Source organism: Agrobacterium larrymoorei, from assembly GCF_030819275.1.
Classification (GTDB): domain Bacteria; phylum Pseudomonadota; class Alphaproteobacteria; order Rhizobiales; family Rhizobiaceae; genus Agrobacterium; species Agrobacterium larrymoorei_B.
The window spans coordinates 51334-65426 of the sequence record NZ_JAUTBL010000002.1 but is presented as its reverse complement, the minus strand read 5'-3'; the positions used below and the strand labels follow the sequence as shown (position 1 = coordinate 65426).

The following is a 14093-nucleotide window of genomic DNA, read 5'->3' as shown; positions in this document are numbered from 1 at the left end:
TGCTAAGCTCATGCGACACGTTTTCCTTGTCGCCAGACGCTACGCACCACCGGCACGCCGCTTTCGCGACGAACCCGCACGAGATCGGCGCGCAGGCCTTCGGCGATTGAACCGCGATCCGTCAGGCCCACCGTTTTTGCGGGCGTTGCCGTGACCATGGACAGAGCCTTGGGAAGGGTAATGCCTTCCACCTGATCGGCCAGCAGGAAGGGCGCGTAGAGCAGGCTGAAGGGTACGTAGTCCGACGACAGCACATCGAGAACGCCGAGTTCGGCGAGATCGCGTGCAGCAATATTGCCGGAATGGGATTTGCCGCGAACGATGTTCGGTGCGCCCATCAGCACGCTCATCCCAGCCGTGTGCGACGCCTTGGCGGCTTCCACGCTGGTCGGGAATTCGGCAAGACGCACACCATGGCCGATGGCTTCCTCAACATGGGCCTCCGTCGCATCGTCATGACTGGCAACAGTGATTCCGCGTTCGGCGCAACGGGCCGACAGATAATCACGGTGCTTGCCGGAGAATTTTTGCGAGGCGGAAACGCGTCGATCGACAAAGGCCTTGAAGGCTTCGTCGCTCAAGCCACGCTTCTTTTGATAGAACATGACGTACTGATCCATCGTCTGGAACTGACGCTGGCCCGGGGAATGGTCCATCAGCGAGATCAGCCGCACATGCGGATCGTTTTCGAAGTCTTCGAAATGCTCCAGCACGTCGGCGGAGGCGACTTCGCAGCGCAGATGCAGCAGGTGATCGGAGCGAAGACGATCTTCACCCTTGGCCTTTTCGATGGCATTGGCCATGTCGCGCATTTCGCCGCGCGCAAAGCCGCCATCCTCGTCCGAGCCAAGGCGCAGGCAATCGAAGACGGTTGTGATGCCGGAGGATGCAACCTGCGCATCATGCGCCTGAATGGCGGCGATCTTGTCCCAGGTCACACCCGGGCGCGGGGAATAATGCTGCTCCAGATGGTCGGTATGCAATTCGACGAGGCCGGGGATCAGATAGTCGCCGTCGAAATCTTCGCCCGTTTTCGATCCACCCTCACTGATATCGGCAATCACGCCATCGCGGATCAGGACGGAGCCTTGGAGCACATCGTCGGACAGCACGATGCGCGCATTGGATAGGACATGTTCAGCCATTTCGGACATCTTTCGTATTGAGAGCAGCCAGTGGCTGCCAGCTATGAACGGTGAAGGCTTCGCCCCGCTGCTTTTCAACGAAAAGGCCAAGGCCGGAAATCGTCAGCGGGCGATGAGTGAAGCCGGCAAATGTCTTGGTGAGAATATCCGCCATCTCTTGCCTGCGCCCGTCACTCACCGGCCCAGTCAGGGTCATGTGGAAGCGAAAATCGTCCATGACGTAAGGATAGCCCCACCGATGAAGATTGGCGCGCTGGCTTTCGCTCAGCGTTTCGGGCTTGCGACGGGCGATGTCGCGCTCGGAAAGCGGCGCGCGGAAAGGTTCGAAATGCGTCACCACCTCGGCGGTGAAATCCTGAAGCGGTTGATGGAGTGTGGCAGGAACCAAGGCGAAGAATGGCCCAAGAGAACCGATGACGATTTCGGGAATATCGAAGGCGACTTGTGAGGCTGCGAAAGCTGAAAATGCCTCCAACAGTTCTGCTTCGCTTCTGTCTTCGGCAAGTTCCAAGGGCGCTTTCAGCGTGGCGTGAAAACCATAGCGCCTTGGATCTTCGGTGACACCTGCGAAGTCGGCATAGTCGTCAAACACCTCGTCGGAAAAGGCGTTGCGCCCCAGCCACCGCGATGCCATCTCAGTGAGCGGATCGGTGGCGGAAGGCGTAAAATAGATTGCGTAGCGCACGGGGTCGCACTTTCAAACATCATGAAAACAGCGGGAGCGCCATTTGAGACGACTCGTCTCGGCCCCGCAAGGTCAGATGTGCGGGGTAGACCTTTTCCATGACAGAATGATGATATCGGGAGAGAAATTCGCCGGATATCAGTCTCATATTTAATGGTGCGTTTTACCGATGAGGCGAGAGCGGATCGCATTGGACATATTGTCGAACAGGAAGACGACGATGAGGATCAGCAGCACCATATAGGCAACCTTGTCCCAGTCCTGATTGGTGCGCATGGCTTCCAGCAACTTGAGGCCGATACCGCCTGCACCGACTGCACCGATAACGGTGGCCGAGCGCGTGTTGCTCTCCCAGAAATAAAGAGACTGCGAGATGAATACCGGCAGCACCTGCGGAATGACGCCGTAGCGATTGACGATGACCGGCGAAGCGCCGACCGACTTCACGCCCTCACGCTGCTTGTCATCAACATTCTCCAGCGCCTCGGCATAAACCTTTCCGAGCGCGCCGGTATCGGTGAAGAAGATCGCCGCGATGCCGGGTATCGGTCCGGGACCAAAGCTGCGAGTAAAGAACAGCGCCCAGATCAGCATGTCGATGGAGCGCAGGAAATCGAAAAGCCGCTTCATACCCCAATTCGCCGCCTTGTTGGCAGTGATGTTACGAGCGGCGATAAATGCCAGAGGGAAGGCGAAGAGCGTTCCCAGAAGTGTGCCAAGGAAGGCCATGACCAGCGTCTGCAACAGCTTGGAGAGAATATCCTCATGCTGCCAGGCATCGTTGCCCAAGAAGTCATCGACCATTTTGGAGATGTTGGACTGCGCCGGATCGACGCGGGGTTGCCAGAGGGCGAGCGAGGCGAGTTCCCCCCAGCTCTTACCCCAGAACTGCGAGCGTGTGTCGAAGAAGAAATTGGCCCAACCGAGGAAGCGGCGCTGGACATAAAGTTGCGAGGTACGGATTTCCGCCTGTCCTGCGAAACCATATTCGACCACAACCTTGTTTTCGTCCTGACGGATCTGCACGGGCGATCCCGCGGGGGCTGTGACGCGGTCTGCGCCGATTGTCACCGGATAGAGCTTGCCGTCGATATAAACATCGGCCTGTGTCGGCGTGATATCGATTCGGTTCTGCTGGCCGCCATAGATCACGCTATATCCACCATCCGGCAGCGGCTGCAACCAGCTGATACTGGCGTTAGCGGGATACTGTCCGCGGCTCGTCCATTGCGGCACGACCTTGCCATCTGCGAAACGGAGGCGCGGCTGGGCGCGCCAGGAATACCAGTCCTGAATGTAGCTGGAAGCGCGGTCCCATCGGCCATTCATCAAGGCCGGACCGACATTGAAGGCGAAGAAGCAGATGATGAGATAGGCGACGGCTGCGACAAGGCCGAGAAACAGTCCGTAGCGGCGCAGAAAGCTCTGCTGGAAGACCTGCGGATATTGCGAAAGAAGACGTTCGCGATCGGCACCATTGATGACAATGCTGGTGGACATCAAGCTGCTCCCCGTCCGAATTCAAAGGATTGATGGCCGATCAGCCTGCGGCGCAGCCAGCCGGAAAACTGGTCCACGGCGATAATGGTGATCAGCAGCATGATGATGATGGCATAGGTTTTTGCGGCGTGATCGTTGCCGATCGCCAGGCGGAAAACCTCGCCGATACCACCGCCACCGACAGCACCGATGATGGTGGAGGCGCGCACATTGATTTCGGCGCGCAGCAACGCATAGGAGACGAAATTTGGCAGAACCTGTGGCACAATGGCAAAGCGCACGCGCTCCAGCCAGTTGGCACCCGATGCCCGCAACCCTTCATCCGGCTTCATATCGGCATTTTCGACGACTTCGAAGAAAAGCTTTCCGAGCGCGCCAACGGTGTGGATGGTGATGGCAACGATGGCGGCAATGGGGCCGAGCGAAAGAATGGCGGTCAGCAATCCGGCGACGACGATTTCGGGAAAGGCGCGCATCACTTCCATCAGGCGCCTGACGACAAAACGCACGGCACCGGCGCCAACGAGATTGGTGGAGGCGAAAAAGCACAGCATGAAGGCGAAGGCAGTGCCGATCAGCGTCGAAACCAGCGCAATGTTCAGCGTGATCATCAGCTGATAGAAAAAATGCGGAATATAAAAGCCGTCGCCGATATAAACCCGCTCCGAGACATAGTCGTATTTCAGCGAGCCATCGGCATAGGGTGACGGCAGGTCGAACATGGCGCGAACGACTTCCATCGGACTGTTCGGCAGGAAGGTCTTCATAAAATCGAAGAAATAGGGCAGCCGCTCGAAAAACTTGCCGGAATTGGCGCTGTTGGCGAAATCGAGCGAAGCAAAAAGCAGTGCAAGAAAAACGACAATGGCGATGCCGGTGTAGATACGCCGCGTGACCAGCTGTTGCTGGTAGTGCTGCATGACCTTCTTCGAGGCCTCGTTCAACGTATCTGGCGTGATTGGCGTGCTGGCCATATCTTTGTGTTCCTTGCCAGAGCATGTGGGTGACGATGCGCTCACCGCTGCTCTCATTCACCGTTTCAGCGGCATCGCTCAGGAAGCGTGCGGCTTTCCCGGACATGCGCTTTAAAAAACGGCGGCGTCTTTCTGACGCCGCCGTCCCTTGCGAGTGCTGGCAATCAGCCGCCGATCACGGCCTTACGGGCGTCAACGATCGTCTGGTAGAAGGACGGATCGACCTTGATGTATTCCTTGTTCTTGCCCTGCGTGAAGCCTTGGAAGCAGGCCAGGTCCTTCTTGGGCAGGTCAAGGAAGAAAGCTTCGATCTTCTGCTTCATTGGCTCACCAACCTTGTTGGCAACCATCAGCGGGCCGTTCGGGATCAGCGGCGACTTCCAGACTTCGACGATATCGTCCATGTCGAGGTTGCCCTTGGCGACCATCTGATGAAGATTGCCGGAGCTGTAGCCTTCTTCCCACTTGCCAACGCCGGAGCCGAAGGTGGTGCCAACATCGAACTTCTTGTCGAGGACGGCGAGAACGAGGTTCTCATGGCCACCACCAAAGCCGGTTTCAGAGAAGTATTCCTTGACCGGCTTGCCGGTTTCCTTCGGCAGGGCGACGTTCGGGATGAGGTAGCCGGAGGTGGAGTCCGGATCGGCAAAGCCGAGCTTCTTGCCCTTGGCATCTGCGAGCGTCTTGATGCCGGAATCCTTGCGGGCAACCATGATCGTGTAATAGCCGCTGGAGCCGTCAGCGCCGGTATAGGTCAGGATCGGATCGACAGCCTTCGGGTCCTGAATAGCGATCTTGGCGTAGGAGGACGCGCCCATGGAAGCAATGTCGATGGTGCCGCCGAGCAGACCCTGGATGACGCCGTTATAGTCCGGCGACGGGAAGAGCTGAACCTGCTCAACACCGGTTGCAGCCTTCAGACCATCGGCGACGCACTGTGCGTTGCGCAGCTGGTCGTTGGAGTTTTCGCCGCCATCGAGGCCGATACGCAGAACCTTGACGTCCTGAGCCAGAGCCGAACCGGCCAGAAGGCCAAGTGCGACCGCCGAAAGAAGAGCTTTCTTCAACATGGATTTATCTCCGTTTTTCCGGCGAGCCGGAGTTTGACACGATATGGAATGTGGTATTGGGCGCCCCTGACGCGGGCGGATCGATGCTGTGCAGTCCTTACAGTCCAGCCATGGAAAGAGGCTTGGGAGCAGAAGCTTCAGGACCGGCAGATGGGTGTTGGGCGCGCGCAGTCAGCTCCGCGCCTTCAATGGTGATGCTGGTCGACGTCATGGTTTCGTCGATGCCGGTACCTTGAGAATCGGTGCCGTAGATTTCCTTGACCGCGCGGGCATCGAGCTCGGCGGGTGTGCCGTCGAAGACGACGCGACCGGCTGCCATGCCGATGATGCGCTCACAATAATTGCGCGCCGTATCGAGCGTATGAAGGTTGGTGATGACGGTAATGCCTTCGCGCTCATTGATATCGCGCAGCGCATCCATGACGATCTTGGCATTGAGCGGATCGAGCGAAGCGATGGGCTCGTCGGCAAGCAGCATGCGCGGCGATTGCATCAGCGCACGTGCGATCGCCACACGCTGCTGCTGGCCACCCGACAGCGTGCCCGCGGGCTGCATCGCCACATGCTCGATCCCCAGACGCTCAAGCGCTGAAATCGCCATCAACCGCTCTTCGGTGGTGAAGATGCTGATCAGACTCAAGACCGTGGAACGGTGATTGAGACGGCCGAGCATGACATTGGTCAAAACGTCGAGACGGGGAACGAGATTGAACTGCTGGAAGATCATGGCGCAATCGCGCTGCCAGCGGCGCAAGGCGGCGCCACGAAGCGAGGAAACCTCGATGTCGCCGAATTGGATGGAGCCGGATGTCGGATCGACCAGACGGTTGATCATCCGCAGCAGGGTGGATTTGCCCGCACCCGAACGTCCAATGACGCCGACCATCTGGCCCTGGGGAATGTCGAGCGTCACGCTGTCCACGGCGGTCGATTTGCCGAAGCGGCGCGTTACCTGCTTGAGTTGAAAAGTCATAGGCCAAATCCAGTCTCGTTATTTCGGATTCGGCCTATCAGGGATGCGTGAAGCACGAATGTCAGTTTGATGAAGAAATTATTACAAGGCTGACGTTAGGGAGATCCGCGCCCTTATCCGTCATACTTGGCGAGAAACGCGTCCGCTTCGAGCGACCGGAAATCATCGAGAGCGGCGCGAAGCCTCGCGTGATCCCAATCCCACCAGGCCAGCCGGTCCATGCGCTCGCCGACCTCTTCTGAAAAGCGGCGACGGATCAGCCTTGCAGGGACGCCGCCCACAATGGTGTAGGGCGCGACGTCCTTCGAAACCACGGCACCGGCACCGACGACGGCGCCATTGCCGATGGTGACGCCGGGCAGGATGGTCGCGCCGTGTCCGATCCAGACATCGTGGCCGATGACGACGCGTCTGGCGCGTCTTGCCGCGAAAAACTCCGTCTCGTCCTCCGCATCGTCCCAATAATTATGGGCGCGATAGGTGAAGTGGTGCAGCGTTGCCCGCGACATGGGATGATTGGTGGCGTTGATGCGCACCGAGGCGGCGATGTTGACGAACTTGCCGATGGTGGCGCACCAAACGGCACCGTCCTGCATGATGTAGGAGTAATCGTCCATCTCCACTTCTTCGATACGGCAGCGCTCCGACACTTCGGTGTAACGGCCGAGCTTGGAGTTTGTGACGCGGGCGGTTTCGTGGATGACGGGTTCAAGGCCGACTTTGACACTCATGCTGCAATCTTTCTGGGCGAGAACTGCGAAACGTCGAGAATGCGGTCGGCGACGGCCTCACGCACCTCCTCATCGTGGAAAATACCGAGTAGCGCTGTCCCCTCGGCCTTCTTTTGCCGGATCATTTCCACCACCACCTTGCGGTTGGCGGCATCGAGCGACGCCGTCGGTTCGTCCAGCAGCAGGATGGCATGGTCGGTGATGAAGCCGCGCGCGATGTTGACGCGCTGCTGTTCGCCGCCGGAGAAGGTGGCGGGCGGAAGAGACCACAATTCCCGCGGCAGGTTGAGCTTCGACAGCAACTCCCCTGCCCGTTCGCGTGCTTCTTCAACCGGTACTTTGCGGGCGAGCAGCGGTTCGGCGACGACATCGACGGCCGCCACGCGCGGAACGGTGCGCAAGAACTGGCTGACATAGCCAAGGCTGCGGTGACGGACTTCCAGCACGGTGCGGGGTGCGGCACTGCCGATATCGACCATCTGCCCCTCATGCTTGATGAGGATCTGGCCGCTATCGATGGCATAGTTGCCGTAGAGCATCTTGAGGATCGAACTTTTGCCGATCCCCGAAGGTCCGCCAAGCACGACACATTCGCCAGCCTGCACGGAAAAATTCACATTGCGCACCACGGGCAGTTCGATCCCGTCGCGCAGATGCATGGTGAAGCTTTTGAAGACTTCCGAAACAATGAGAGGGGTCGGCATGTCACACCTGCAGGATCGAGGAAACGAGGAGTTGGGTATAGGGCTCGCGCGGGTCATCCAGCACGCGGTCGGTCAAGCCATGCTCGATGACATTGCCACCCTTCATCACCATCATGCGGTGCGACAGGAGGCGCGCCACCGCAAGGTCGTGGGTGACGACGATGACGGAAAGGCCGAGGTCATTGACGAGGCCGCGAACGAGATCGAGAAGCCTCGCCTGGACCGAGACATCCAGACCGCCGGTCGGCTCGTCCATGAAGACGAGGCGCGGCGAGGTGACGAGATTGCGGGCGATCTGCAGGCGCTGGCGCATGCCACCGGAAAAGGCGCGCGGCTGGTCGTCTATGCGATCGGTGCCGATCTCCACCCGCTCCAGCCATTCACTGGCGGTGTTGCGGATATTGCCGTAATGCCGGTTGCCCACCGCCATCAGCCGTTCACCGACATTGGCACCGGCAGACACCGTCATGCGCAAACCGTCAGCCGGATTCTGGTGCACGAAGCCCCAATCGGTGCGCATCAGGAAACGGCGCTCGGCTTCTCCCATATGGTAGAGATCGCGCAAAGAACCATCACGCATGCGGTATTCGACGCTGCCGGTGGTCGGCATCAGTCGCGTGGAAATGCAGTTCAGCAGCGTGGTCTTGCCGGAGCCGGATTCACCAACGATCGCAAGAACCTCTCCCGGCCATAGATCGAAGGAGACGTTGCAGCACCCGGCACGGTCGCCATAATATTTGGAAACGTCACGGACTTTCAACAGCGGTTGGTCGCTCATTCTGCGGCCTCCTTCACTTCATCGGCCAGCAGATGGCCACGATGGCCATGGGCGCGGCGGTCTTCGCAATGATCGGTATCCGAGCAGACGAACATGCGCCCGCCCCGATCGTCCAGGATGACTTCATCGAGATAGACGTCGTCTGCGCCGCAAAGCGCACAGGGCTTGTCAAAGGCCTGAATCTCGAAGGGGTGATCGTCGAAATCGAGGCTGACGACTTCGGTATAGGGCGGCACCGCATAGATGCGCTTTTCGCGTCCGGCCCCGAAAAGCTGCAGGGCTTCCGACATGTGCATTTTCGGATTGTCGAATTTCGGCGTGGGCGACGGGTCCATCACGTAACGGCCAGCGACCTTCACCGGATAGGCATAGGTCTTGGAAATGCGACCATTATGGGCAATGTCCTCATAGAGCCGCACATGCATCAGGCCATATTCTTCCAGCGCGTGCATGACGCGGGTCTCGGTCTCGCGCGGTTCAAGGAAGCGCAAGGGTTCGGGGATCGGCACCTGATAGACCAGTACCTGACCTTCCGTCAGCGTCTCTTCCGGAACGCGGTGACGCGTCTGGATGACGGTGGCGTCCTTGGTATGGGTGGTGACGGCGACGTTGGCGACCTTCTGGAAGAAGGCGCGGATGGAGACGGCATTGGTCGTATCATCGGCTCCCTGGTCGATGACTTTCAGCACATCATCAGGTCCGAGGATCGACGCCGTCACCTGCACACCGCCCGTTCCCCAGCCATAGGGCATGGGCATTTCGCGCGAGGCGAACGGCACCTGGTATCCAGGTATGGCAATGGCCTTCAGAATGGCGCGGCGGATCATCCGCTTGGTCTGTTCATCCAGATAGGCGAAATTGTACGTTGCGAGACCTTCATCGCCAAAGTTCTCTTCAAATGAAACTTCTTCAAGCATCGTGCGTTGTCCTTCCGTAAGTCACAACGGATGTCAGGAGTAAATGATCATGGAGATCGGAATTCTCATTGCGCTGTTCTTCACTGTATTTGCAGCTTCCAGCGTATTTTGCGCTTACTGGTTCAACGAGCAGCGCTAAAACCACGTCTTTATTCAGCCGCATCGTTCAACCAACTTTCATCTGAGCTTTGCGCAGCCTCGAAATCGGCGCGCATGTTTCGGACAAGACCAAGTTCAGCTTGGAAATCGACATAGTGCGGGAGTTTCAGATGCTCCACGAAGCCCGTCGCCTGAACATTGTCCGCATGGGAAATCACAAATTCTTCGTCTTGCGCCGGTGCGGTTCTATCCTCACCGAATTCATCTGCGCGTAACGCACGGTCCACCAGCGACATCGCCATTGCTTTCCGCTCGCTCTGGCCAAAAATCAGACCGTAACCGCGGGTGAACTGCGGCGGTGCCTTGGCCGAACCCTTGAACTGGTTGACCATCTGGCATTCGGTCACCTGGATATCGCCGATGGAGACGGCGAAACCCAGTTCCGGGATATCCAGCTCGACTTCAACCTCGCCAATTCTCACTTCGCCGACAAAGGGGTGGTTGCGACCGTAACCACGTTGCGTTGAGTAGGCCAATGCGAGGAGGAAGCCTTCATCGCCCCGGGCGAGCGACTGCAGCCGCAGATCCCGCGCCATGGGAAACTCCATTGGCTCGCGCGTCAGATCGCCGGGGATATGGTCTTCCGGCATCTCGCCATCGCTCTCGATCAGGCCTTCTTCGGCCAGAATTTCCGAAACGCGCATGACATGTTCAGGTTCTGAATCGCGCAGAACGGGTTCCTCAACCTCTCCATCTTCGAGAAGCGAAGGATCGAGCAGGCGGTGCGTGTAGTCGAAGGTCGGGCCCAGCAACTGTCCGCCGGGTAGATCCTTGTAGGTCGCCGACACGCGACGCTCGACCAGCATTTGGCCCGTTTCCACCGGCTTGGAATAACCGAACCGTGGCAGGGTGGTGCGGTAGGCGCGCAGCAGAAAGATCGCTTCTATCATGTCGCCACGCGATTGCTTCACCGCGAGCGCGGCAAGTGCGCGATCGTAAAGCGACGCTTCGGCCATCACACGATCCACGGCCAGTCCAAGCTGTTCGACGATTTGGCCAACCGTCATGGCCGGCAGGTTGCGGTCTCCACGACGACGATCTGCAAGTAAGCGATGCGCATTGGCAATGGCGGTTTCCCCACCCTTTACGGCAACATACATGGCTCAGGCCTCCGTCTCAATGCGGGTGGAGCGCGGCAGGCAGATGAAGTGGCTGCCGCACGTGAGGATGACGTCAACGCCGCGGGGGAAGACCGCCCGGTTCTCGCTCCACAGGCGTACGAAGATATCTGGCAGGCCCGTGGGCTCTATGGTCTCGGTCTCGCGGATGCCGGGGCCGGAGAGGCGCAATCTCGGACCGCCTGCCAGATCCGGCACTTCGATGATCACCGTTGCGGAGCGATCGGGATATTCCTGGCTGCCCTGAGCAAAAAGATCGAAGGAGGAGAGCTGGCTTCCGGCATCAAGCACCGCAAAACGAGCCTCGGCCTTGCTGGCCGCCATCTGCGCGCCCGTATGAAAGCTCAGCCAGCTTGGAGCGACCGATTTTGAGAAGGCACCATTCATCCAGACAGGCGTCTCGTAATCGCAGAGCGTCAGGAGAATGCCCCCGGCGGCTTTGCCAAGCGGGCTTGGCGGCTGGATCGGCAGATCGAATGACTGCAGTTTCCCTGGGCGCGCCATGCCGTCCATAACGGCCTTGAAGATGTGCTGGGAATCGAAGACCGGATCGGAAAATCCACCCGTTACGATATTTGCTTTGGCGGACATTAGTCGTCTCCCCGAACCATGGTGAAGAAATCGACGCGGGTTGCGGCGGTTTGCTGGATAGCGTTTGCTTTGCGCTTCTCGATACGGGACGCGACCACAGAAAGAACCTCACGCTCGACGAGAGGGCGGGTGGCCTCTTCTTGCCAAAGGGCATCGGCGATTGCCGCGTACCATGCCTGCTTGCGGCTGGTGCCGAGCGCATGGGCATGGCCGATCGTGCCGGAGGCGAGCTTGACCGTCGCGCGCGTCACCGTCGCTTCTCCGAGATTGAAGGGCGAACCGCCGCCGCCGATCCTTCCGCGCACCATGACGAGCCCGGTTTCCGGGCCACGGACCTTTTCGACGGTTGGCTTGGCGTCGAGAGCGTTCCAGCACAGGAGAAGCTCTTCAACCGTCGCACGGGCTAGGAGCCCTGCGGCCCGCTTTCTCGCCTCTTGAATTTCGGTCGGTTCGTTCATTTTATCCTCAAACGTCTATTGATATAGACAACCATACAAGATAGCTTAGATTTAAGCCCTAAGGATGACAAGCGTGTGACATGACCCTGACGAACAATATGCGAAAGAAGAACGGCGTCGCGCTGTGGCGCCAGATCGCCGACCGGATCAGGACGGCAATTGCTGCGGGGGAATATGATGGAACCGGCATGTTGCCATCAGAGATGGTGCTGGCCGAACGCTTCGGCGTTAACCGTCATACCGTCAGAGGCGCTATTGCAGCGCTTGCGGATGAAGGCATCGTTCAGGCGCTGCAAGGACGCGGCACGCTTATCACCCGCAAGGACCGCCTCAGTTTTCCGATCTCGAAACGTACACGCTTTACCACTGGTCTCGGCGATCAGGCACGGGAGATGGAAGGGCTGCTTCTGGCCCATTCCTTGGAAGGAGCAACCACGGCGCTCGCCGAGAAGCTGAATGTCGCACCGGGCGCGCCACTCATCCGGCTGGAATTGCTGCGCAAGGTCGATCAGAAGCCGGTGTCGCGCTCCACATCCTGGTTCCCGGCGGATCGGTTCGGTGGCATTGCCACTGATTATGAGGAAACGCGCTCTATCACCGAAGCGCTGAAACTATCCGGCGTGGCCGATTATGTCCGGGCATCAACCACCGTGTCCGCCCGCCACGCGGAGGCCGACGATCTGGCCGATCTCGAATTGTCACCAGGGGCCATTCTTCTTGTCTCCGACTCCTTGAATATCGACATGGACGGCAAGCCGATACAGTTTGGCACCAGCCGCTTTCCGGCGGATGTGGTGCAATTCACCGTGGAGAATTGACGGTAATGGAAGCGGTCGCCTTGCAAGCGACCGCTATCTGATCTGGACAGGGACCACAAAGGACGTCTGCGCACCTGGCGGCGGCGTTGAGACCGATGCCCTGCCGATCGACGACTTTATTTTCGCATCAACGGCCTCATCGCCCGTGGATTTGACCACGCTGAGCCGACCAATCGAGCCATCGTTTTGCACGACGAAGGACACAGTGACTGTCATGCCAGAACGTCCCGCGCCGCGTACGATACGGCGGGCAACAGCGCTTTGAACCTTCGATGCCCAATCAGCGGGAGAGACGGAAGACGATGCGGACCCAGCGCTATTGCGTGAAGCAGCCGTTCTGTCGGACTGGGACGCCTCTGCTTTAGCGATATCCCGACGCTGTGATTGCTGTTGCGCCTGCGTCGGCTTCTGCACGCGCTTCTTTTCTGGCTCTTTGTCCTTCTCCACCTTCTTTTGCACCGGTGGCGGAGGTGGGCGAAGCACCGGAAGCGGAACCTCGACATTCTCGAGTTCTGCCACCTGCTGCTGCTCGATGGGATCGATCTCCTGCACCGGTTCCGGCGGAGGCTCCTGCTCGACGGGTTGCGCTATCTCTGGCTGCACCTCAGGTGTGGGCTCAGGCTCCGGTGGCGGTTGCTCGACGACAGGCCCTGGAACGGGTTCCGGCGGCGGCTCGACTGGTGGAGGTTCGTCTACCGGTTCGGCAACGTTGCTCTTGACTTCTTCTGTTTCGATCTCGTCATTGGCTTCAACCGTCTGCTCGGTATTGACGGCCTCCGGCAGAGCCGCAAGCTCGATCATGATTGCAGCTTGAGGCGCGTTATCGCCCAACTCGACCTTGCTCTGCTGCATCAGATAATAGGCGGCAACCGCATGCGCCGAAACCATGACGAGCGCTGCCACAGACCAGAGCGCGGCATCTCCCAAGCGGGAGCGTCCGGACCGGAGCTGGACGGGGTCTGTCACTGCGCGCCTCCATTTGGACCAGGCGCGGGCTGGCCGGGTTGCGGCTGGCTGGAGGGAGAGGCTGGTGCGGCATTTGGTGCTGGGGCTGCAACACCCTCCAGCCCGACAAGCGCGATCTTCAGATATCCGCTGTCACGCAGCAGGTTCATGATCTCCATGAAGTGGCCGTAATCCACCGCCTTGTCAGCGCGCAGGAAGATACGCGTGTCCTTCTTGCCGCCCGTCTTGGCATCGAGGCTCGTCGCAAGCGCTTCACGCGCCACCGCATCATTGCCGATATTGAGCGACAGATCATCCTTCACCGTCAGGTATAGCGGCTCGTCAGGGCGTTCGGCCGGCTTTGCCGTCGAGGCCGGAAGGTCGACATTGACATCCACGGTCGCAAGCGGCGCCGCCACCATGAAGATGATGAGCAGCACCAGCATCACGTCGATGAAGGGCGTGACGTTGATTTCATGGTTTTCGGGAAGTTCTTCCCCGTGACTTTCTCGAATACCGCCCGCCAT

Annotated in this window: 16 protein-coding genes; 1 reads left to right on the top strand and 15 read right to left on the bottom strand. The window is 59.1% G+C overall.

All coding sequences use genetic code 11. The features are described from left to right. Positions 1 to 8: 8 nt before the first annotated feature. From QE408_RS08865 to phnG, 13 genes are all read right to left on the bottom strand, one after another. The gene (locus QE408_RS08865) at positions 9 to 1145 is read right to left on the bottom strand and encodes an alpha-D-ribose 1-methylphosphonate 5-triphosphate diphosphatase (RefSeq protein WP_306930347.1); all 1137 of its coding nucleotides are present in this window, start codon (positions 1143 to 1145) and stop codon (positions 9 to 11) included. Beyond that, on the bottom strand, positions 1138 to 1830 hold the full coding sequence (locus QE408_RS08860) for a DUF1045 domain-containing protein (RefSeq protein WP_306930345.1): 693 nt from the start codon (positions 1828 to 1830) through the stop codon (positions 1138 to 1140). Before QE408_RS08860 ends, QE408_RS08865 begins: the two co-directional genes overlap by 8 nt. Before the next feature lie 150 nt (positions 1831 to 1980). Then, the gene (phnE, locus tag QE408_RS08855; RefSeq protein ID WP_306930343.1) at positions 1981 to 3330 is read right to left on the bottom strand and encodes a phosphonate ABC transporter, permease protein PhnE; all 1350 of its coding nucleotides are present in this window, start codon (positions 3328 to 3330) and stop codon (positions 1981 to 1983) included. Continuing rightward, complete coding sequence (gene phnE, locus QE408_RS08850) at positions 3330 to 4304, bottom strand: phosphonate ABC transporter, permease protein PhnE (protein WP_306930342.1); 975 nt, start codon at positions 4302 to 4304, stop codon at positions 3330 to 3332. The genes phnE (QE408_RS08855) and phnE (QE408_RS08850) overlap by 1 nt, the downstream gene beginning before the upstream one ends. Before the next feature lie 164 nt (positions 4305 to 4468). Then, positions 4469 to 5374 (bottom strand): phosphonate ABC transporter substrate-binding protein, encoded by a 906-nt coding sequence (phnD, locus tag QE408_RS08845; protein WP_306930341.1) that lies wholly within the window; start codon positions 5372 to 5374, stop codon positions 4469 to 4471. A gap of 97 nt (positions 5375 to 5471) precedes the next feature. Continuing rightward, the gene (phnC, locus tag QE408_RS08840) at positions 5472 to 6347 is read right to left on the bottom strand and encodes a phosphonate ABC transporter ATP-binding protein (protein ID WP_306930339.1); all 876 of its coding nucleotides are present in this window, start codon (positions 6345 to 6347) and stop codon (positions 5472 to 5474) included. A gap of 113 nt (positions 6348 to 6460) precedes the next feature. Further along, entirely contained in the window at positions 6461 to 7078 is a 618-nt protein-coding gene (locus QE408_RS08835; protein WP_306930336.1) for a DapH/DapD/GlmU-related protein, read from the bottom strand. Next, on the bottom strand, positions 7075 to 7782 hold the full coding sequence (phnL, locus tag QE408_RS08830) for a phosphonate C-P lyase system protein PhnL (RefSeq protein WP_062427271.1): 708 nt from the start codon (positions 7780 to 7782) through the stop codon (positions 7075 to 7077). Before phnL ends, QE408_RS08835 begins: the two co-directional genes overlap by 4 nt. Position 7783: 1 nt before the next feature. After that, a complete protein-coding gene (gene phnK, locus QE408_RS08825) occupies positions 7784 to 8560 on the bottom strand; it encodes a phosphonate C-P lyase system protein PhnK (RefSeq protein ID WP_306930333.1) in 777 nt (258 codons plus the stop codon). Further along, the gene (locus tag QE408_RS08820) at positions 8557 to 9477 is read right to left on the bottom strand and encodes an alpha-D-ribose 1-methylphosphonate 5-phosphate C-P-lyase PhnJ (RefSeq protein WP_306930332.1); all 921 of its coding nucleotides are present in this window, start codon (positions 9475 to 9477) and stop codon (positions 8557 to 8559) included. Before QE408_RS08820 ends, phnK begins: the two co-directional genes overlap by 4 nt. 149 nt (positions 9478 to 9626) lie before the next feature. After that, positions 9627 to 10736, bottom strand: a complete 1110-nt coding sequence (locus QE408_RS08815) for a carbon-phosphorus lyase complex subunit PhnI (RefSeq protein ID WP_306930331.1) — start codon at positions 10734 to 10736, stop codon at positions 9627 to 9629. A 3-nt stretch (positions 10737 to 10739) separates the two neighbouring features. Continuing rightward, positions 10740 to 11345, bottom strand: a complete 606-nt coding sequence (gene phnH / locus QE408_RS08810) for a phosphonate C-P lyase system protein PhnH (protein WP_306930329.1) — start codon at positions 11343 to 11345, stop codon at positions 10740 to 10742. Next, the gene (phnG, locus tag QE408_RS08805) at positions 11345 to 11803 is read right to left on the bottom strand and encodes a phosphonate C-P lyase system protein PhnG (protein ID WP_306930327.1); all 459 of its coding nucleotides are present in this window, start codon (positions 11801 to 11803) and stop codon (positions 11345 to 11347) included. Before phnG ends, phnH begins: the two co-directional genes overlap by 1 nt. 80 nt (positions 11804 to 11883) lie before the next feature. On the opposite strand from phnG, the gene phnF reads away from it, so the two are divergent. After that, positions 11884 to 12621: a phosphonate metabolism transcriptional regulator PhnF gene (gene phnF / locus QE408_RS08800; protein ID WP_306930325.1), complete on the top strand. Its 738-nt coding sequence runs from the start codon at positions 11884 to 11886 to the stop codon at positions 12619 to 12621. A gap of 33 nt (positions 12622 to 12654) precedes the next feature. On the opposite strand, the gene QE408_RS08795 is transcribed toward phnF, so the two are convergent. After that, a complete protein-coding gene (locus QE408_RS08795) occupies positions 12655 to 13587 on the bottom strand; it encodes a TonB family protein (RefSeq protein ID WP_306930323.1) in 933 nt (310 codons plus the stop codon). Then, positions 13584 to 14093: a TonB system transport protein ExbD gene (exbD, locus tag QE408_RS08790; RefSeq protein WP_306930321.1), complete on the bottom strand. Its 510-nt coding sequence runs from the start codon at positions 14091 to 14093 to the stop codon at positions 13584 to 13586. The genes QE408_RS08795 and exbD overlap by 4 nt, the downstream gene beginning before the upstream one ends.